Raw genomic sequence first — 21,464 nt, 5'->3', positions numbered from 1 at the left:
GCAAGAAATCATCATGTTAGAACCAATTTTGATTAAGGCATCCCATAAGAGCAGTTCTTGCCCTATGAATCATTACCCATAGGTTAGACGGATTTATTCCGAGCTCATTACAAATATCTTCTGTACTTATTCCTTGAATGGTTTTCATGGTAAAAACCATGGCCTGTTTTTTAGGAAGTTTGGCTATACATTCTTGTATGGCAAGGCCTAGTTCCTCATTTTCCATTGTACTATTTTCTGACTTGCTGAAGGGGTCTGCTACTTGTTCCTCCATCCAATCCCCATCAGAATCGCTACTGGACCCGTAACTCATACGTACCTCTGCTTTGCCTTTTTTCGAATTTATCTTACGATAATGATCAATTACCTTTCTTTTTAAGATGGCAATGAGCCAAGTACGTTCCGCTGCATCTCCCTTATAATTCTTGGCAGATTTAAGACCGGCTAAAAACGTTTCAGATACCAAATCTTTTGCAACTTCGGCATCACTTACCCTTCCTACGGCAAAATTAAAAAGATAATCAGCATAGCTGTCTACCCATAGGTCAGGATTTAATTTGTGAAGCGTCATATTTTTATTGTCAGGTTCAAAAGTAACAGAATTTGTTGTAACAATCCTCATGTTTTCGTTGCGTTCGTGGTATTTTAGTGCAGTCATAATGTATTTTTTTATTTGTTGCTATGAAATATGTGCTCTTACTATCTTTTATTTTGGTTTCTTTCTTTGGAATATCCCAAAGTTCAACTATACATATCACAGAGTTCTCACAGAATGATATTAAAAATGGGATACTTATAGATGTAAGGACGCCAGTGGAGTTTGCCAATGGTCATTTGGATGGTGCTATAAATATGAATTGGTACGATAAGGACTTTGCTGGTCATTTGAGTAATATCTCAAAAGATGAAACCATATATGTTTACTGCAAGAAGGGTGGACGTAGTGCCAAGGCGCAAGAAAAACTAATTTCTTTAGGATTTAGCAATGTTATCAATTTGGAAGGGGGATATGATGCTTGGTTTGACGCTAAAAAGAAGTAACAGGATAGGGGTCATCTTCATATCCTTGCCCTGAGAATACTGAATGTCACTACTCTCATAAATGCCATTCTTAACGCTTCAACGAACTATTTGTGTACTATTTTCAATGGAACGATAGCATTTCTTGTTCCTATTTTCATATTTAAATAGTATTGAAATATTAATCCGCCCCAGCCGTTAATTTAAACAAGTGCCAATTGGTGGAGTGATACCTTTTTCCATGGTAATAGCATCTTATTAGGTAAAGAGTTTGATAATTTGGCTCAGAGATATTTTTCGGAATCCCAGAATACAGGGATGTATGTAGCTTTTATCTCATGTAATTTGCATTCCTATTAAAAGAACGATAGGTCTTCATAAATAGAATGAACAGAACAACAACTTTTAGACCAATTATAATATGATAAGAAATTTAGCAATAGCATTTGTTCTAATTACCCAAATTACCATGGCCCAAACCAGTTTTGAGCCTGTAGAGCAGGAATTGTTGGACTCTTGGATTACCGATGCCCGTGAAACCGATGAAATAGCAACACAGCATTTGCCAAAATTTAGGGAGGAATATAAAGATGTGCTCAAGGAGCCCGATGATTCCAATAGGATTTTTGACTATGGCCGTATATTGACTATCTTGATACAACCTGCATTATCAACTGCGAGCGAAAACCCCATGAGCAAAAGTGCGCATAAAATAGCTACTGAGGCTGAACGTGCTTATTTGGGGGCAATATCAAAGTATAAAAAGCACGGCCGGGCTAATATTATGTTAGGTTTACTATATAACCAACAAGGCAAATATATGTTTTCCGAGCCCTATTTGGAAGTAGGTTTAGAATTGGAAGAAGGCGGCGAAGACTGGATGGTTGCGGCCAATCAATACCTATTGGCCGGTGCGTACACTTACAATACCAGCGAAGATAAATACCAGAAAGTTTACAAAAAGTTTAAAAAGTACGCCAGAACAGATGGTATCAAAGACGGTTCTTACTATTTAAAAATGGCCGTTTTGTATGTTTCCTATTATGAAGGTTAAACGTTTTTAAATTGATAGTCAGGCAATAGCAATACAAAAGAATTAATATGAAAAATTATATGTTACGTATCGGAATCCTAACATTTTTTGTTTTGATTACCGCTTGCAAGTTCGATAAATCCGTTAGCAAGAACTTTAATACCAGTATTAGCACGGAAGGCGATGGACTTTCTGCCGGTGAGGTCTACCTTTCCACAGACGCTGAACGCTTGGACGATAACGTTTTTATTTACGGACAGAAGATTTACACCAATTTTGAAAACATGGATGGTTTTGTCATAGAAAATGACAAGTATTATGCAAAAATGGGGGTTGAAGTGATTTCGGAAAGTGGTGAGGTGGTGATGCAAAGCAATAATTTGTTGGACAGTTCTGCCGGATTGGACGCTTCCTTAAGAACGCTCTTTGGAGAACTTATCCTTGCACAACCCATGCATTCAGGAGCAAAGTATACCGCGTCGTATGATATATCCGATGAAAGAGGTGAGGGGACTTTCACGTCTACAATGGATTTTGAAATACTGCCAAACCCGAATATAACCGTGAAGGAATCGGGTCTAAAGGCACAGGAGATATATATATTCAATACCGATTCGAAATCCGTTATCACAAATTCTGAAACTCAATTTGGCGATAATTTGCAATTTCAGTTTGAAGGGCTAGAGGGCTACACTTTGGTAGATGGCTTCGTAGCTTTAGGGTTATCCATAAAAGTTGAAGATGCGAGGGGAAAGCAAATACTTTACAATAAAAATGCCTTTGAGAACACACTTATTACGGAAGCGCAAATAGCTCAAGGAGTAGGCGGCACATTGGTTTTTTCCAAAGGAATGATAAATAACCCCGTTACTTGGGAGGTTGAAATATGGGACGTGAACAGCGATGCGCGTTTAAAAGGAACTACCCAGTTAAAAGTGAACTAATCATAGGTGTTCTTACAATAAGACCGATGGGTTGGGGCAACGAAATGTGGCTACTCCCAAAGCCATTACTAATGAAGCTTAAAAATAGATGAAAACGATTAGTACGCTTGTATTTGAACTACAACTTCCGGATACTTTTCAAATCATACAGGAAAGTAAAATAGGGCTTCGCGTAGAGGACCACACCAACGATTGTAAAGTGCAACATCCGCATTTGGAGGCAAGGTTGTTTGAGCTGGCCGATTTAAAATCGGATAGTTATAAAGGTGATACGCTAGAAAAGAAGTGGGAAGATTGGTGTATATCACTGCATTATAAATCTGAGCTTATCAGTTTTGAAGAGACCAAGTTCAAGGGCTTTAAGACTTTCGTTATTCATGCCCATACAGATGCTTCTTGGAATAATATGCACTTTAAACTACAGTATTTTCAAGCTGCAGTGTTTTTGGACGATAACTATTTTTTAGAGTTTAAGACCGTTCACGAAAAAACCACATCCAATTCATTGGACTTTTGGGTGATGCCCGCCTTTGAATCTCTACTGTTTTTGGGTGATACGGTTACAAGAAAACAGGCTTATGCTCAACATCTATTGGATACGCAGAAAGCATACGAAGTACAGCAGCAGTTGGTAATAACTGATGAGGAAAGGAAGGAAGAGGAAAAGAAAAATGACTTTTGCGAGGTTGCAAACCCCAAGGACGGAAAAGAGATTTTTAAGGTAGGAAAATTTGATTTTGAGTTTATCCCTGAGGAAACCGAAATCAGTATCGGAAAAATGTCAAGGGACATACAACTGATTATAAAAGCGAGGACCAAAGCATACAAAAAAGCTATTTCAGCTAAAATTCTAGATGACTATCCAGGTGATGGTGTAGTTACCTTGACCATACCCGCAATAGGCATTCATGAAAATGGCATGCCTAAAGGGCAACTGTATTTTGAGGAGGAAAAGACCAATGCACCACTATTTTTACATGCCAGATGCGAAGGTTTTGAATATAGTCTGGCATTCTCTGGCTCCGTTACCTATGATAATGGTTGGGTATTGTTAAAGGGAGAAATGACTAAGAGCTATCACAATAAAGCATATCCAATTTTTGTGGCTAAAAAATTTGATATGTCGGGTTTAAAATGGTCAGATTATCGCTTTTCATCCATGGAAGAGGCGACAACTGCTAGTCCAAATGAAGTAGCTTATCTTATGCTGCAAAACCCAAGCTTTACAAAATTACCGGAAGCCTTATTCAAGTTCAAAAATTTAGAGGAGCTTACCATACATCAGAAATCAAATCATTGGGAAGAAGAAAAGTTGCCTTTTAATGAAATTCAGCGTGAAATAGGCGCATTGACAGAACTAAAAAAACTACATATAAGCGGTGCTGCACTACAACAGCTTCCGAATAGTCTGGGTCAACTAACGGATTTGGAACAGTTAAACGTCAGTAATACTTTTATTCGGGAAGTTCCTGACAGTATTTGGCAATTGCCCAAACTAAAATATCTCTGGTTGTCATCCAATAAATTGGTACATATTCCCGCTTCTATCCACCTTCCTAGTTTAGAGAATATTTCCTTGGATAAGAATGAATTGTTAACCCTGCCAGAATCCTTGGCGAAACAACCAAAGTTAAATCGGGTTGTGCTAGATGAGAATCCTTTGGAAAGTCTGCCCGATGCTTTTAACAACATTAAGGAAATCGGTTTGTCCATGGAAGACAAATTACGACTACTGGACTTCAGCTATAAAGGAGCGGATGGCGAGGGATTGTTTACATGGGAAGATTCCGTTTTTTGGTCGCACTATGACAAGGAATTGGTTTCACAAATTGATGCAACTATCAAGACCAATAAGTTAGAAAAATATGCCAGCGCCCTTCGTCCTATGGTCAAAAAGGCGATTGGTTTTAAACATGATGGTGAAGAAAAGTATAACACGGTTGGCAACCATCGGTTTGGGGGTATGCCAGATTTGCCAGAGAATGTACCGTACCCAAGATTTGGAGAGAACTGGCGCGAAGGAAAATCGGATTACACCTATGAATTTATAGGGCAGATTAATTGTACCGAAATTGCGCATTTGCAAGACTATTTACCAAGGACGGGCACTTTGTTTTTCTTTTTAGAGACCATGCATAATATCTATGGAGGCACTAACAACCCTGGGAAAATCATTTATGTGGAGGATAACACCCGTTTGGCTTCGGGCAAACGTTTTCAATTTACGGAAGAAGATTATTTTGAAATGTGGGACAGCGCTTATCTTGGTTACAAAGTCAAAGCAGCGAAAATGAACAGTGCTCCATCGTTTTATGCGAGTTACGTGAATAAACATCTTTTTAAGAACGACAGTGAAGTTTTATTGGAAGATGATAAATTATTGGACGAACTCTACGATACCTTTGAAAGTCCACTAAATGACAAAACACAATTTGAATATATGGTTAATGCGCACGGTTTTACCCAACATGAGGTACCAGAATTACAAGCTTCACTGTCGAAAAAAGGAAACCCTGAAGACTGGATGACCTTGTTGGTGGTAACTTCTGCGGGAGATATGCAATGGAGTGATGCGGGTGATATTTTCTATGTTATACATAAAAGTGATTTGGCCAAGCTAGATTTCAGTAACGTATTCGTTACTTTGGAGAGTAGTTAGTAAAGGCAATTTTGACTCGATTTTCCTTAACGGTCAAGAAGATAAATCACCTTAAAAAGGAACAAGCTGGGGAAATCAAAAATATAGATACTGGGTTTCAAAAATACCTGTGCATAAGGTTGAAACACTAATTAATTGTTTCCAATGAATCATCAAAAAAATCTTTATAAATCTTCAAGCTGATGATTTAAAAAATGCTATCCCCATTATTTGATAATCTTATAGCTAGTGCTAAAAGTATGCACAAGAAGTCCAATACCGTTTTCAGAAGCGTTCTCTTGAAGTTGGTGAACTAATTTTTTAAACGGCCTACTAGTGTCATATTTTCGCTGTAATTCTCTAAAAATTTCGTTTTCAGAACAAATCAAGTGGGCTAACTCCTCTGCGGTCACATTTAATCTAATTTTATCGGAAACTTTAGAAACCAAACGAAACCCTTCGGTGTTAAGGTCGGTGAAGTCAACAAAATGATCATAATTATTAATTTGTGCAGGTTGCTCTAACCGTAATTTGTGGTATATCGAATTAAATAAAACCTCAAAGTCGTATATTAATACCACAGCATCGCTTCTACCTACGTTGAATATCTCCTGAAGTAATTGTTGGGATTTTCCGTACCACCAGGAACCTGCTAGGGTAATAATATCAAAAGAGTTTTTCCTCTTGTTCAGCGATAAACCATCAAAATATTCATAGGAAATGCCTTCTTGCGGTGCAGTTTTCTCTAGCATGGCGGTACTGGGGTCCATACCTACGGTTTTCTTACAAAATTGCTTTAGTGCTATGGTAGATTTCCCAGTGCCACAACCAATATCCAATCCATTTTCAAATTCCTTTTTTAGCAAGGACTTTTTTAGGATAAGTGAGTGGAGCGGAGGTCTGTACGCTTCGTAGTGATAGGCAGTTTGCGCATTATATGCTTCACTGGACATCTGCTGCTATTTTTTTCTTAAAATACCGGTCCCCAAAAATTTGAATTACGAATATGAGTATAAAAATTATTCTAGCCAGAGTGGGGAACGATGTTGCAAGCACTGCCGCCAATGCCCAAACAAAAACAGCCGTCAAAGACCGGAACTGCAACCAATTGCCGATACTTTTTGTCATTCCATTATTCCCTAATTCCTTCTTGGCAATAGCTCGAATTAGCATAAAATTGAACAAACCTAACAGGACTAGATTCATACAATAGAAAATGAAAGGAGCGGTACCAAAGAAGTCACCTACGTAAAGTGCCGTTGAAAAAGGCAGGAATACCACGAATAGTAGTAAGATAATGTTCAGCCATATTAATTTTTCGGTCAATACGGTGATATACCGGTAGATTCTTAAGTGACTTACCCAATAGAGCGCAATGACCATAAAACTGACCAAAAACCCAATAAAGCTGGGTATTCTATTTGCTAGAACAGCTGAAAAATCGTTTTTATAAAGTACTTCAACGCTGGGGACTTCAATTTCTAATATTAAAAGGGTCATAGCAATAGAGAAAACAGCATCGCAAAAAGAGGCTACACGACCCTTGTCAAATAAAAAAGAATGTGGCATTTATGGTTTTTTAATTTCAACCTTTACAAGATACTAAACTAAAATACCTGAATCTAGGGATACGGTTTAAAAATAGGGTCGTTATTTTTGTTTCAAATTAAATAGGTTACCATTTAACAAAGCTGTGATTATGACAATAAAAAATTTTTCTTGTAAACTCTTGACCGTATTATTTTTTACTGGTGTTTTTTTAGTAGGGGGTAAAATTATGGCTCAAAACGATACCATATACTATGATTCCAAATGGAAAACTACCGTTAAGGATAGTGCCATTTTTTTTCGTCCCCCAGTAAGGAAAGAAGGTAATCTGTATGTAATGCAAGATTTTTACAGTTCCGGGAAGTTACAGATGAGCGGAACTTCATCCAAGGCCAATAAAGACTTTTGGGAAGGTAAAGTAACTTGGTACAATGAAGACGGAAGTATTTTGCAGCAAGGCAACTACACCAACAATCGTTTGAACGGAACATATATCTCCACACTAGACGGGAAATCCTTAAAGGCGCTTTTTAAGGACGGGAGAATAGTCTCTGGAAAGACCAATAGTAATTTTGGTAACAACAGGCGGTATTATACTGAAATAAAGGGAGACACTACACTGAACATCATTTATGAGAAAGATATCAAAGGTGTGCGTTATGAAAGATACAGCGTAGGTAATAGGTACGACGTCTTGATAAAGTATTTTGATGTTGAGGGTAAATTTATTGGCGAACGAAAATCCTTATCTAACGGAACTTATGAAGGTCTGGAAGTCTCCTATTATAAGGAGCCCATGCGTCCACTGCGAATCACCTATTATCCTAAGGGACAAAAATTAGGTACCACGGTGTACTACTGTAACGATCAAGTAAGGGAGGAATTTAATTCTACAAATGGGCTGTCCAAAACCTTTTATAGTCCGGCAGGTAAGGTCATAGGTAAGATTAACTATGTTTATGAAAATAATTACCTAAAACCAGTGGATGGCAAAGAGTATCAATTTTATTCAAGTTATAACGAGTACAAGGAAGAGCTTATTAAGGGCATTAGAACGTATAGCGAAGGAAAATTGGTAACAGAACAACAGTTCTACGAAAATCAGCAACTAAAGAGCCGTACCGAATATACCGATGGAGCCAAAGAACTACAAATTAGTTACAGTGAGGACGGAAAAGAGATTGCCAGAATGGTGTATAAGAACTGGACTCCATTGAACGGAACAGAAATTATCGGAGATCGGAAAGCTACCTACAAGGACGGTAAATTAGTTGTAGAACTTAACAACTATTACAATACCGATATTGTATTCAGTGAAAAAACAACGGATAAGGAAACGTACTACGATAAAAATGGTACCATCTTGGGAATATTGAATTTGGAGGACGATAACGGGTATCTTAAGGCAATAAGCGGTGATCGCTATACCATTGATTATGAAGGGGATGTTAGCACAATTGAACATTATGAAAAGGGTTTTGTGACCCGTAGGACTAGCTATAGAAAACGTAAAATAAGTGAGAAGGAAAATGCCACTTTCAAAACGGTGGAGCTTTATGAGCCGCTAGGGTATAAACGAACAAAGGAAATCAGATTTTATAGCAATGGAAAAAAGCAAAGCGAAATAGCGTACGAAGGGTACGATAAAACTACGGGTACCTTTTATGATATGGATGAGAACGTATTGGGAACGTATAACTTTAAGACCAAGGAAGGAACGGTCTATGAATTTTTTGGAGACTCGGACCAGGTAAAACTAATGGAAACCCGTAAAGATGGCGAGCAACTAAGACTAAAACGTTATGATTATGGCCCTAACAATACGTATGGTCAGATTGACCCAGTGTTGGTTGAGGATATTGATGCCAACTGTTGCGCTTCCTTTTATTCCCGAGAAGGCGAACTTTTAGGCAAAATAACTTTTAAGGAAGGTAAGCCTTGGGAAGGTACTTATTACGATGTAAAGAAACGGACCTCTTACATCTTGAAGCAAGGAAAACGTAACGGGGCGTATAAAAAATACGATTATGATGAGAGCATTTTAGAAGAGGGTACTTTTAAGGATGATAAGGAAGAAGGTCTTTTTAAATATTATAGTTATAACGAAGAACTCGTTAAGACTGAAAATTTCAATGATGGTCTGCTAAACGGAATAGCGAGGTACTATGACGAAGACCAAAAGCTTGCCTACGAGATGACCTATAATGCGGGGCTACCTGTTGAGGGAACTAGATCAATAAACACCTATTCCAGTAAAAAACCCATCACGGAGACCTTTACTGGCGGTGTAATGGTGAAGCGTATAAGTTATGACGATAATGGAAAAAGGGTGTCTAGCTATGTAGCAGGAAAGGAAAAAGAAACTACGGCCTACTATGGTGATACGGATAAAAAAAGACTAAGCTATAAGGTAGATGGGAGTACCCTTGACGGTAGGGTCATTAGCTACGATAAGGACGGCAAAGAACAATATAGTGCACTGTTCGAAAAAGGTAAGCTTAAAGAAGGTACCGTAATGCTTACAGGTGGTAATGTAAGAGGTAACCCAGAATATATGGTGCTGTCCAGAGAACCGGATACGTTGACCGTAAAATTAATGGGTCAGAACAATAAAGTACTTTTTACCGCAAAGGAAAATCTAGCTTTTGGTACGGCTACAGTTTTTATGCAAAATCTAGATATCTACATGGATTATATAGGACCAAACCGGTTGTATTAAAGTATTGATAAACCTAAGTTGCAAACAGAAACGGCCGATTATCAGTTATAATCGGCCGTTTTATTTGATTGTTAAAATTTATAATACTTCGATGTTCGCGTCGAAATTATTTAGAAGTTTTCTTATCACACCATTTGGAATCCTTCCTATGGTTATTTTTTGAAAGAGCATTACATATCTAACAAGATAAAATTAGATAAGTAATCTTCTATTTCTTGTTCATTTAAGCCAGAGGGCATGTCTTCATGATATAAATAACGCAATACTTCTACCTCTGATGGTAGAATGTTATGGTTAGGAGATACTGTAGAGCACATAAAACTTCCAACAGGCTCACTGGAACCACAGCGATTGGAATGACCCAACCCTAGTCCGTGCCCTAATTCGTGCTTAAAGAGAATCTCTGAGTCAATCGAGAGCCAAATACGAGCATCGTCAATAACGTTGTTAGAAAAAGACGTGGAAGCGTATCCTTGATTGTTACTTCCGTTAGCGATATCAAAAATATCCGGCCACAAGGTTTCAATTTCTGATACATCACCTAAATACAATGTGGCGTTCGCATCGGATTGATTGTTGGTCAAAGAAATCGTAAAATCGCCTACGGTAAAATAGTCATTTATTTCTGCTAAGGTTGTCGTTACCATTTCTCTGTATGCTGGGGTAATGGCACCATCTAGATAGAGTTTTATGGATTCTCCCCATTTTAAATTGGTTGTTCTAGGGCTACTAGCACTTTTTCTAAGTGTTAAGAATGTATAATACTCCACCAAATCCTTTTGCGCCTGACTTAATATCTGGTATTCGTTGATATCCGTTATGGTAAGCGTAGCGTCCCAATCTACGATGGTGCTCCCATCAAAAACCGATACGGTAAAAGATATTTCGTCATTCGTTTCAAAATCTAGCTGTAAATTCTCGCCAACAGATAATTCCCCCGTATTTTCATCGATGATCAAATCATAATTGGAATCAATGGTAAAGGTTAGCCTGTCTTCATCCGCATCAGACGCAGTTACGGTGCCTATAGTGGTGCCTCCCAGACTATGTTCTGGAATCTGAAAAGCGGTTGCTTCAATTCTTGGGGCGTTGTTCTGGCCGTCGCTAGCCGTTTCATCATTGGTAACTTCATTGTCCAGAAGTTCATCAGTTAAAACATCGGTATCTGTGCTACAAGAGGCAATAAATAGCACTCCTAGCATATAAACTAATCTTCTCATCTTTAAGTAGTTTTTAAAGTATACTAAGAACTAACGCTAATATGCTGTAATCTATATATAGGTAAATTTAAAATTTAGTGTATTTCATCGAAAACTATAATCACTTACCCCATACTAGCTGCTTAAACCAAAAGAATTACTTAGAATACTAAGGGATTATGCGTGCAAAGAAACACCCTTTCTTAACGTACTGTTTTATAGAAGTCCGGCCCTTTCCAACAGCGCTTCTACTTTTGGTTCCGCTCCTCGAAAACGTTTGTAAAGGACCATCGGGTTCTCCGTACCACCTTTAGAGAGTACGTGTTCCTTGAATTTTGTGGCCACCTCCTTATTGAAAATACCTTCTTGTTTAAAATACGCAAAGGCATCGGCATCCAACACTTCTGCCCATTTGTAGCTGTAGTAGCCAGAAGAATATCCACCTTGAAATATATGCGCAAAAGCTGTACTCATACAGGTCTCGGGGGTTTCAGGATAGAGATTGGTATCGGCGAATGCTTTGTCCTCATATTCTTTTACGTTCGTAATGTTAGTGGGGTCGGTACCATGCCATGCCATATCCAATAGGCCAAAACTCAACTGGCGCAGGGTTTGCATTCCTTCCTGGAACGTGGCGGAATCCTTGATTTTTTGAACGAGCTCCATAGGTATAACTTCGCCCGTTTCATAATGCTTGGCGAACAATTCCAAAGCTTCTTTTTCATAACACCAGTTTTCCATGACTTGACTCGGAAGTTCAACAAAATCCCAATAGACCGAAGTTCCGGAAAGACTTGGATATGTGGTGTTCGCCAGCATACCATGCAATCCGTGACCGAATTCATGAAATAAGGTAGTAACCTCGTTAAAGGTCAATAAAGATGGTTTGGACGGTGTTGAAGGCGTAAAGTTGCATACGTTAGAGATATGCGGACGCACATTTTGTCCGTCTCTTATATATTGCGGTTTAAAAGAGGTCATCCATGCTCCTCCGCGTTTTCCCGCACGGGGATGAAAATCCGCATAGAAGATGGAAATAAAGTTCTTATCGGTATCGTATACTTTATAGGTCTTTACTTCCTGATGGTATTTATCTATATCGGAAACCTCCTCGAATTGCAGCCCAAAGAGTTTTTCAGCTACTTGGAAAACTCCGTCAATAACGTTCTCTAGTTTAAAATAGGGTTTCAGTTGCTCATCATCTAGGCTAAAGAGTTTCTGTTTTAGCTTTTCGGAATAGTAACTACCGTCCCATTTCTCCAGACGGTCGATAGCGTCCTCCTTTTTTGCGAAGTCCTCTAATTGCTTAAATTCTCGCACGGCCGCCGGCTTGGCTTTTTCAAGAAGTTCGTTTAAAAAGGAATGTACTTTTTCCGGTGTTTCTGCCATACGCTCTTCAAGAATAAAATGGGCATGGGTCGTATAGCCCAAAAGCTTGGCACGCTCATGTCGCAGTTTAGCAATTTTCAGTACATTTTCTTTGTTGTCCAATTCATTTCCATGAAAACCTTTACTACCAAAAGCCAAGGATAGCTCTTTTCGCAAGGTCCGGTTCTTGGCATACTTCATAAAGGGTATGTAGCTGGGATAATCCAAAGTCAACATCCAACCCTCTTCCTTACCTTTTGATTTGGCCAATTGTGCAGCCGCTTCTTTGGCACCATCAGGCAAACCATCTAGATCAGCTTCGTTGGTAATATACTTTTGGTACTTGTTCGTTTCTGCCAATAGGTTTTCACCAAACTTTAATTTAAGCTTGGACGCTTCGGCATCAATCTCCCGTAAACGTTTCTTTTTATCCTCGGAAAGGTTAGCTCCATTTCTACTAAAACTCTTATACCTTTTTTCCAAAAGGGTGCGCTGTTCCACGGTGAGGTCCAGGTCGTCTCTTTGTTCGTAGACCGTTTTTATGCGTTTAAACAAAGCTTCGTTCAAGGTAATGTCATTCCCGAATTCAGAAAGGAGTGGGGATATCTCCTGTGCTATTTGCTGAATCTCCTCATTGGTTTCTGCAGAATTAAGATTAAAGAAAACACTCGAAATCCTGTCCAATTGCTGCCCTGAAAACTCCAAAGCTTCAATAGTGTTCTCAAAAGTTGGCGCTGCCGTACTGGATGTTATCGCATCAATTTCTGCCCTTGCATCTTCCATGGCTTTCAAAAAAGCTGGCTTAAAGTGCTCATTTTTTATTTTTGAAAATGGGGCTAAATCGAAATTTTCTACTAATGGATTCATTAAAGAGATTATGAGATTATTTGTTCAAAGGTTTATACTGAAGTAGTTTTTGGTGTTAAAAGTTAAAGAGTAAGGCAAAAGTTCTAATTGCTTTCAGCTTTAAAGGAACATTGATTTTGCCAACTGCCAACTGCCAACTGTTTACTACTTACTGCTTACTGATTTTGAACCTTCAATGACTTTTTGCTTTAGGCCTTCTTTGTAAAGGATTACTTTGTCCAGAACACAGGTGTCAGAACTTCCAATAATCTGGGCAGCAAGAATACCGGCATTTTTGGCACCATTAAGAGCAACTGTTGCTACCGGTACACCACCTGGCATTTGAAGAATGGAGAGGATAGAATCCCACCCGTCAATGGAGTTGCTACTTTTAACGGGTACACCGATTACAGGTAATGGTGACATGGAAGCAACCATGCCCGGAAGATGGGCAGCACCTCCCGCACCGGCTATAATTACGGAATACCCGTTGGTATGTGCGTTTTTGCTGAAATCGAACAATTTTTCAGGAGTACGGTGTGCCGAAACAATATCTACATCAACTTCTATATCAAAACCTTTTAAGATATCTATGGCATCTTGCATTACGGGAAGGTCACTGGTGCTTCCCATGACAACGGCTACTTTGCTCATGATTATTTACTTATTACATTAATCGTTTCCTTTACCTTCTGTGCAATACTTCTTGCCTCCGCAATATTTTCGTTTACAATGGTCACATGTCCCATTTTGCGAAAAGGTCGGGTCTGCTTTTTACCGTAGATGTGTGGGGTAACGCCTTGCATGCCCAAAATTTCTTCTATATTTTCATAGACCACATCTCCTGTATGACCTTCGGCTCCAACAAGATTTACCATAATCCCTGCAACTTTACTCTCCGTTTCTCCTAAGGGCAAATTTAATATGGCTCGTATATGCTGTTCAAATTGATTGGTATAACTGGCCTCTATGCTATAGTGTCCGCTGTTGTGAGGTCGCGGAGCCACTTCATTGACCAGAATATCATCTTCTTGGGTTTGGAACATCTCCACGGCAAGTAGGCCGGTAAGTCCTATTTTCTCCGAAACCTTCAGGGCTAATTTACGTGCTTTGTCCGCTACCTTTTCGTCTATCCTTGCAGGACAGATAACATATTCCACCTGGTTAGCCTCGGGGTGAAACTCCATTTCCACCACGGGATATGTTTTTACTTTCCCGTCCGAGTTTCTTGCAACGATGACCGCTAGTTCGTTTTTAAACGGAATCATGGTTTCCGCAATACACTCCCCTGGCGGTAATCCTTCTAAATCCGATAGTTTACGTACCACTTTTACACCTTGACCGTCATACCCAAATTGAGCTACTTTCCAAACAAAGGGCAAATCTAACCCTCCGTTTTGTATACTGTCCTCTATTTCACTCCGATAAGCGAATCGTTGAAAAGGAGCGGTGGGTATGTCATGGTCTGTATAGAATAATTTTTGTTTTGCCTTATTTTGGATAATGCGAAGGGCATCTGGTTGCGGGTGTACCTTTACACCTTCTTTCTCCAATTGCTCCAGAGCATCCAAGTTTACGTTTTCTATTTCTATGGTGAGGACATCAACGTCTTTTCCAAAATTATAAACCGTATCGTAATCTAGCAGGCTTCCCTGAACAAATTCGTTACAAGCTATTTTACAAGGAGCGTCGGGTGAAGCATCTAGGACCTTTGTGGCTATATCCCATTTCCGGGTTTCGTAGAGCATCATTTTACCCAGTTGCCCTCCCCCTAAAATTCCTAGCTTAAAATCCGATGAAAAATAGTTCATATTCTAAACAGTCTTTTTATTTTTAGAATTAATCCTGTTTGTCGCAAAAATACGCTTAAATCTGAGAATCCGATGAGCTAAAATTCAAAAACACATCTCAATATGCTATCTTTGCCAACCTTACTAATTTTTAAAAATTGATTCAACTTCACGACAAATTTTTTAAGCCTTTTATCAGCGAAAAGGAAATTCTGCAAGCGGTCAAACGTGTTGCGGATACCATTGCAGCTGATTATAAGGACAAGACACCAATTTTTGTGGGTGTTTTAAACGGGTCGTTCATGTTTGTATCCGATTTTTTAAAGGCTTATGACTACCCTTGCGAGGTTTCTTTTGTAAAACTAAGCTCTTATCAAGGGCTTACTTCTACCGGTATTGTGGAAACTTTACTTGACTTGCCCGACAATATAGAGGGTAGAAGTGTCATCATTTTGGAAGATATTATTGATACGGGTCGTACGCTAAAGGAGCTGGTTCATCTTTTTTCGAATACCAATGTAAAGGAGTTTAAAATTGCTAGTCTCTTTTATAAGTCCGATGTGTACAATGGTGAATACGCTATAGACTATTTTGGGCTAGAAATCCCCGACCGTTTTATTGTGGGATACGGACTCGACTACAAAGAATTAGGAAGAAACTTTAAGGAAGTATACCAACTAAACCAAAAACATATGATAAATCTTGTACTATTTGGAAAGCCCGGAGCAGGAAAAGGCACCCAGGCCCAGTTCTTAAAGGAACAGTACAATTTAAAGCACATTTCTACCGGTGACGTTTTCCGTTTTAATATTAAGAACGGTACCGAACTAGGTAATTTGGCCAAGTCTTACATAGATAAAGGCGATTTAGTGCCGGATGCGGTGACCATTAAAATGTTAGAGGATGAGGTGGGTAAAAATCCCGATGCGGACGGCTTTATTTTTGACGGCTTTCCACGCACCGCCGCACAGGCGGAAGCACTGGACAATTTCTTGGAATCTAAGGATATGAAAATTGATGCCACCATTGCGCTAGAGGCCAATGATGAGGTGTTGATTGCCCGTTTGTTGGAAAGAGGGAAGGTAAGTGGCCGTACGGATGACCAAGATGTGGATAAGATTAGAAACCGTTTTGAGGAGTATAGTTTAAAAACTGCACCATTAAAAGAATATTACGAAGACCAAAACAAATTCCACAGCGTCAATGGCATAGGTACCATTGAAGAAATTACGGAAAGACTAACAAAGGTAATCGAATCGCTATAGTTGGCAGAACAAGTAATACGACCCAAAGAAGCTATCAAGGGCTGTTTTGTTACCGGCTGTTCTGCAGTGTTTATTTTTTTCTTAATAGCTGCTTGCTACTTGATCTATCTATTTTATTTTGATGATTCGCTAGATTTCGATTAACTATTTTCCTAGGAAAAACATAACAACTTTATCGCTTTTAATGTAACCTCTATGCATACCGGTTATTCCTAAAGTCCCTTCATCTATATTATGTATTTTTGCGCTAGCATAGAAGCGTTCTTGCTTAAACCTAATCACTTAAAATGACCGAAGGTAATTTTGTAGACTACGTAAAAGTGTTTTTAACTTCCGGTAACGGAGGTAAAGGTTCGGTACACCTACATCGAGAAAAGTTCATTACCAAAGGTGGTCCTGATGGGGGTGATGGGGGCCGTGGAGGTCATGTGATTCTAAGAGGTAATCAGAATTTATGGACCCTCGTTACGTTTAAGTTCAAGAAGCATTTTAAGGCCGGTCACGGTGCTCACGGAGCAAAGAGCAGAAGTACTGGGGCAGATGGGGAGGATGTGTATTTAGACGTGCCCTTGGGCACTATTTTGCGCGATGCGGAAACCAATGAGGTCCTATTGGAGATTACGGAACATGGCGAAGAAAAAATTGTAGTGGAAGGCGGTATGGGAGGCCGTGGAAATTGGCATTTTAGAACGGCGACGAACCAAACACCGCGGTATGCGCAACCCGGAAAGGAAGGAACCGAGGGTGCTTTTATTTTAGAGCTTAAGATTTTAGCTGATGTTGGGCTTGTAGGTTTTCCCAATGCAGGTAAATCTACGCTGCTATCGGTGATAACCTCTGCCAAACCCAAAATTGCGGACTATGAATTTACCACGCTAAAACCAAACTTAGGGATAGTAGAGTATAGGGATTTCAAGAGTTTCGTAATGGCCGATATACCTGGTATTATTGAGGGGGCTGCCGAGGGTAAAGGTCTCGGACATTACTTTTTACGTCATATAGAGCGCAATGCCACCTTACTTTTCTTAATTCCTGCGGATAGTCCGGATATAAGTAAGGAATATGATATTCTATTGGATGAGCTAAGACGCTACAATCCTGAATTATTGGACAAGGAGCGTTTAATAGCTATTTCCAAAAGCGATATGTTAGACGAGGAGTTGATGGATGAAATGCGGACAGAACTCGAAGCTGATTTAAATGGAGTTCCTTTTATGTTCATCTCTTCCGTAGCACAATCTGGAATAACAGAACTTAAGGATAAGCTTTGGACAATGATAAACGCTTAATGGATATTTAGGGGAGCGGAATGAGGCAGTATCTTAAAAATATCGTTGAATTGAACGATAACGCTAAAAGCAGGTATTTTGCTTATTTTATTCAGGTTTTAATACTGGTCTCCATTATTTCCTTTTCATTTGAAACGGTACCGGATTTAGAACCCCGGACAAGAAAACTACTGCGCTTTATAGAAATTTTCTGTGTGGTTATCTTTAGTGTTGAATACGCACTGCGTATCTATGTGGCCGATAGAAAAAGTAAGTTCATCTTTAGCTTCTATGGCATCATTGATTTCTTGGCCATACTTCCTTTTTACCTTGCGCTTGGGATAGACCTAAGGTCGCTGAGGGCGCTACGGTTTTTGAGACTTTTCAGAATTTTTAAGTTAATGCGTTATAATAGGGCAATCAAGCACTTCTCCGCCGCCATAATGAGGGCCAAGGAAGAAATCCTATTGTTCCTTTTCGTTACATTGATATTGATTTATTTTTCAGCCGTAGGCATTTATTATTTTGAAAATGCCGCGCAACCAGAACACTTTTCCTCCATTTTTGATAGTCTTTGGTGGGCGATCATTACGTTGACTACAGTAGGGTACGGAGATGTATATCCTATAACCGTGGGCGGTAGGGTATTTACCTTTTTTATCTTGATGATAGGCCTTGGAATCGTGGCGATTCCTACAGGTATTATATCATCCGCGCTTACAAAGTCGGTTGATAAAACTGATGAAGATTGATTTTTACGTATATTGAAGTAAAATATTGATAATGAAATATTTCAGTTACCTACTACTGCTTTTATTTTTCTCCTCTTGTGGTGCCATACAAGTGGATTACGATTATGACCGTAATACGGATTTTTCCTCGTACACTACATATAATTATTTCTCCGACTTACAAACAGGACTAAATCAACTGGATGAAAAACGTTTAATGAGGGCCATGGATATTACTTTACAATCCAAAGGGTTAATGTTCTCGGAAGAGGCGGATATTTTTATTAATATAAAAAGTACTGTGTTTAGAGCACAGGCAGGTAATTCCGTAGGTGTTGGCCTAGGTGGTGGTGGTAATGTTGGCGGAGGAGTATCTATAGGCATACCCGTTGGTGGTCCAAAACTTAATCGTGAACTACAAATAGATTTTGTAGATGCAAAGAAAGATATCCTGATTTGGCAGGCCATAAGTGAGAGTCCTTTTAAGGAAGGCAGTACTCCAGTGGAAAAAGAACAAAAAATGCAGGAACTTGTTGCTAAAATATTCGATAAATATCCTCCCAAATCTCGTAAATAGTACCTAAGACTATCTGCTGAAACCCTACTTCTTTTTAATACCCTAAAAACGCCGAAAATACCCATTTTACGGGAATTATTGATTACTTTTTACGAAATAAATACAGTATAAAGAACTTGTAATCAAATAGTTACATTTTAGTCAAGCAAAATGCCCGTTCGGACGTTTCTTTCTACCGTTCGTCATAATTTAGTGTGCTGCCCTAGATTTCTCACTTAGATTTACACCATCAAACAAAATAGATACTTAAAAAAATAAACGTATCAAGTTTGAAAAATAAAATCAACTAAATAATAAAAACATATCATTATGAAAACAATCGACAAAACAAAATTAACAGTATTAAGTATCGGAGTATTAACCGTTGTGGTTTCCTTGTTCGGAGCAGTAAGTAGTTTAAATTTGATGGATTATTTCTTTCCGCTTTACGCAGGCTTAACCTTGGTAGGCGTATCACTCTTGAACAAGGAAAGTAATAAGGAGTGTTCTACAGAACCTTCCATGCTTAAATAGTATGATACCGTTTAGAACCAACTAGGTCTAAGCGGTATTTGTATTCTATTCTCCACACGTAATAATAGCTTTAAAACAATAACATGATCGCAATAGTAAAAATACTTTTATCCCTTCTCATTTCTATTTTTTTCTAGACCAAGAAAGGAACAACAGGTACCTTGAATATAAACTATATTTGAAGTTGAAAATTTAGATTAAATGAGTTCATTTATAAAGAGACACAGATGGCATTTCTACTTCTGGGCCGTACAGTTTTTAGGCTGGGGCGGACTGGTTTTTATTGCCTATGCCTTTACTCCCGATATGGATGGGTATAAGGCGAGTAAGTTGTTCTACTATGGGCTAGCATCTACGTTCTTAATAGGTGTTCTCACGACTAGTTTATTACGTTCTTTCCTAAAGAAAGTCTTAAATTTCGATGCTTTTGATTCTAAACAGCTTCTAAAAATTCTGGCTGGTATTGGTGTGGCGGCATTCTTATATTTTGGCCTTTCCTACGGTTTTGGTCATTTTGTAGGGAAGTTTTCGGAGGAGCACGTAAAAGTTCCGGAGATGTATAAGGATTTTGGAATTGGGCTGTTATTGATCAATTCCCTAATCACCATAATGGGGTGGACCATTTTTTACATGTCCGTTAAAATTGCGGCAAAACTCAATGCAAATCGCTTGGAACGTGCTGAACTTAACAGTACCCTAAAACAAGCACAGTTAAATACGTTAAAGGGACAGATAAACCCCCATTTTATGTTCAATAGTCTCAACAATATAAGGGGTCTTATGCTAGAGGACGTAGAAAAATCTAGGGATATGCTAACCAAGCTATCAGAAATGCTTCGCTATTCATTGACAAAAAATAATATGAATGCCATCTCACTAGAGGAAGAGCTAGAGATGGTAGATAATTACATAGCTCTTTCTAAAATTCAGTTTGAAGACCGTTTGGATTTTATAAAGGAAATCGATGAGAACACCCTAGGTTTTCAGATACCTCCAATGATCATTCAGCTGCTCATTGAGAATGCCACAAAACACGGAATTTCTAACCTTAAATCTGGTGGCACGATAAAGCTGATAGCGGAAAAAACAGAAAACCTACTCTCTATACAGGTAAGTAATACGGGTAAACTCATGATAGCTCATAATTCTACCCAGTTAGGACTAAAGAATATTAAGCAACGTTTGCGTTTACTTTATGGCGCAAAGGCTTCTTTTATGCTTAAAGAGGTTAACGGGGAAGTAGTGGCAACCATTAAAATACCCTTGTCATGAGTAATACCATTAAAGCGGTACTAGTAGAAGACTCTCGCTTGGCACGCAATGAGCTCAAAGAACTCATTAAAAAGCATGAACAGATAACGATTATAGGTGAGGCGGAAAATGTAGACGATGGTTACAAATTAATTCAGGAGAGCCGCCCAGATTTACTTTTTTTGGATATTAATATGCCAGAGAAAGACGGATTTGAATTACTGGAAATGCTAGATGAAGTGCCAATAACCATTTTTACCACTGCTTTTGACGAATACGCCATAAAATCTTTTGAGTATAATGCACTGGACTATTTGCTGAAGCCCATCAACGAAAAACGTTTTGCTCAGGCGATAGCCAAAGTAGAGGACAAGCTTGATGCCGAAAAGGAAGAAGCTCTAGTCCCTAGCGAACGCCTTACGGGAAACAGTCAAATATTCATTAAGGATGGTGAAAAGTGCTGGTTGGTGAAAGTAGGGGATATTTCTCATTTTGAAATCGTGGGAAATTATACCAGGGTATTTTTTCAAGAGGAGAGTCCAATGCTTTACAAATCTTTAAATCAGGTGGAGGAGAAACTACCGGAAAAGTATTTTTTTAGAGCCAACCGCCAACAAATAATAAATACCAATTTTATAACGGATGTAGTCCCCTGGTTCAATGGTAAACTAAAATTGACCATGGCCAATTCGGACGAGATAGAAGTATCTAGAAGACAATCGTATTTGTTCAAGGACAAAATGAGTCTTTAATG

19 protein-coding genes are annotated in these 21,464 nt (G+C 38.8%); 12 read left to right on the top strand and 7 right to left on the bottom strand.

The genetic code is table 11. The features are described 5' to 3' along the window. Positions 1-16 precede the first annotated feature (16 nt). On the bottom strand, positions 17-571 hold the full coding sequence (locus tag EJ994_RS09475; protein ID WP_099573275.1) for a sigma-70 family RNA polymerase sigma factor: 555 nt from the start codon (positions 569-571) through the stop codon (positions 17-19). A 110-nt stretch (positions 572-681) separates the two neighbouring features. Here EJ994_RS09475 and EJ994_RS09470 point away from each other — a divergent pair, with 110 nt between their 5' ends. From EJ994_RS09470 to EJ994_RS09455, 4 genes are all read left to right on the top strand, one after another. Next, positions 682-1,041, top strand: a complete 360-nt coding sequence (locus EJ994_RS09470) for a rhodanese-like domain-containing protein (protein WP_126592212.1) — start codon at positions 682-684, stop codon at positions 1,039-1,041. Positions 1,042-1,441: 400 nt separating this feature from the next. Beyond that, entirely contained in the window at positions 1,442-2,074 is a 633-nt protein-coding gene (locus tag EJ994_RS09465) for a hypothetical protein (RefSeq protein ID WP_126592211.1), read from the top strand. Between the two features lie 47 nt (positions 2,075-2,121). Beyond that, a complete protein-coding gene (locus EJ994_RS09460) occupies positions 2,122-2,997 on the top strand; it encodes a hypothetical protein (RefSeq protein WP_126592210.1) in 876 nt (291 codons plus the stop codon). An 88-nt stretch (positions 2,998-3,085) separates the two neighbouring features. Next, entirely contained in the window at positions 3,086-5,656 is a 2,571-nt protein-coding gene (locus EJ994_RS09455) for a DUF1963 domain-containing protein (protein ID WP_126592209.1), read from the top strand. A 206-nt stretch (positions 5,657-5,862) separates the two neighbouring features. Here the strand turns inward: EJ994_RS09455 and EJ994_RS09450 are convergent, their stop codons facing one another. Next, positions 5,863-6,588, bottom strand: a complete 726-nt coding sequence (locus tag EJ994_RS09450; RefSeq protein ID WP_126592208.1) for a class I SAM-dependent methyltransferase — start codon at positions 6,586-6,588, stop codon at positions 5,863-5,865. Continuing rightward, positions 6,578-7,204 carry a TMEM175 family protein gene (locus EJ994_RS09445; RefSeq protein ID WP_126592207.1) on the bottom strand — a complete coding sequence of 209 codons (627 nt, stop codon included), beginning with the start codon at positions 7,202-7,204 and terminating at the stop codon, positions 6,578-6,580. Before EJ994_RS09445 ends, EJ994_RS09450 begins: the two co-directional genes overlap by 11 nt. 130 nt (positions 7,205-7,334) lie before the next feature. Here EJ994_RS09445 and EJ994_RS09440 point away from each other — a divergent pair, with 130 nt between their 5' ends. Continuing rightward, positions 7,335-9,902 carry a toxin-antitoxin system YwqK family antitoxin gene (locus EJ994_RS09440; RefSeq protein ID WP_126592206.1) on the top strand — a complete coding sequence of 856 codons (2,568 nt, stop codon included), beginning with the start codon at positions 7,335-7,337 and terminating at the stop codon, positions 9,900-9,902. 170 nt (positions 9,903-10,072) lie between these two features. Here EJ994_RS09440 and EJ994_RS09435 read toward each other — a convergent pair whose 3' ends face one another. The 4 genes from EJ994_RS09435 to purK form a co-directional block, all read right to left on the bottom strand. Next, the gene (locus EJ994_RS09435) at positions 10,073-11,122 is read right to left on the bottom strand and encodes a cadherin domain-containing protein (RefSeq protein WP_126592205.1); all 1,050 of its coding nucleotides are present in this window, start codon (positions 11,120-11,122) and stop codon (positions 10,073-10,075) included. 195 nt (positions 11,123-11,317) lie between these two features. Then, positions 11,318-13,336 carry a M3 family metallopeptidase gene (locus tag EJ994_RS09430; protein WP_126592204.1) on the bottom strand — a complete coding sequence of 673 codons (2,019 nt, stop codon included), beginning with the start codon at positions 13,334-13,336 and terminating at the stop codon, positions 11,318-11,320. A gap of 144 nt (positions 13,337-13,480) precedes the next feature. After that, complete coding sequence (gene purE, locus EJ994_RS09425) at positions 13,481-13,969, bottom strand: 5-(carboxyamino)imidazole ribonucleotide mutase (protein ID WP_126592203.1); 489 nt, start codon at positions 13,967-13,969, stop codon at positions 13,481-13,483. 2 nt (positions 13,970-13,971) lie between these two features. Next, positions 13,972-15,126 carry a 5-(carboxyamino)imidazole ribonucleotide synthase gene (gene purK / locus EJ994_RS09420; RefSeq protein WP_126592202.1) on the bottom strand — a complete coding sequence of 385 codons (1,155 nt, stop codon included), beginning with the start codon at positions 15,124-15,126 and terminating at the stop codon, positions 13,972-13,974. Positions 15,127-15,263: 137 nt separating this feature from the next. On the opposite strand from purK, the gene EJ994_RS09415 reads away from it, so the two are divergent. The 7 genes from EJ994_RS09415 to EJ994_RS09385 all read left to right on the top strand — a co-directional run bounded on the left by EJ994_RS09415 (position 15,264) and on the right by EJ994_RS09385 (position 21,462). Then, a complete protein-coding gene (locus EJ994_RS09415) occupies positions 15,264-16,370 on the top strand; it encodes an adenylate kinase (protein WP_126592201.1) in 1,107 nt (368 codons plus the stop codon). Positions 16,371-16,657: 287 nt separating this feature from the next. After that, a complete protein-coding gene (obgE, locus tag EJ994_RS09410) occupies positions 16,658-17,659 on the top strand; it encodes a GTPase ObgE (RefSeq protein ID WP_126592200.1) in 1,002 nt (333 codons plus the stop codon). Positions 17,660-17,679: 20 nt separating this feature from the next. Beyond that, entirely contained in the window at positions 17,680-18,390 is a 711-nt protein-coding gene (locus tag EJ994_RS09405; protein WP_099573216.1) for an ion transporter, read from the top strand. A 31-nt stretch (positions 18,391-18,421) separates the two neighbouring features. Then, positions 18,422-18,946, top strand: a complete 525-nt coding sequence (locus EJ994_RS09400; protein ID WP_126592199.1) for a DUF4136 domain-containing protein — start codon at positions 18,422-18,424, stop codon at positions 18,944-18,946. A gap of 309 nt (positions 18,947-19,255) precedes the next feature. Next, positions 19,256-19,459, top strand: coding sequence for a hypothetical protein (locus tag EJ994_RS09395; RefSeq protein WP_126592198.1), 204 nt, complete (start codon positions 19,256-19,258; stop codon positions 19,457-19,459). A 201-nt stretch (positions 19,460-19,660) separates the two neighbouring features. Continuing rightward, positions 19,661-20,731 (top strand): sensor histidine kinase, encoded by a 1,071-nt coding sequence (locus tag EJ994_RS09390; RefSeq protein ID WP_241240757.1) that lies wholly within the window; start codon positions 19,661-19,663, stop codon positions 20,729-20,731. Beyond that, on the top strand, positions 20,728-21,462 hold the full coding sequence (locus tag EJ994_RS09385; RefSeq protein ID WP_099573213.1) for a LytR/AlgR family response regulator transcription factor: 735 nt from the start codon (positions 20,728-20,730) through the stop codon (positions 21,460-21,462). Before EJ994_RS09390 ends, EJ994_RS09385 begins: the two co-directional genes overlap by 4 nt. Positions 21,463-21,464: the final 2 nt, after the last annotated feature.

It is taken from the genome of Maribacter sp. MJ134, from assembly GCF_003970695.1.
In the GTDB taxonomy this organism is placed as follows: domain Bacteria; phylum Bacteroidota; class Bacteroidia; order Flavobacteriales; family Flavobacteriaceae; genus Maribacter.
The sequence above is the reverse complement of the archived record's forward strand: the minus strand, read 5'-3'. Positions and strand labels throughout refer to the sequence as shown.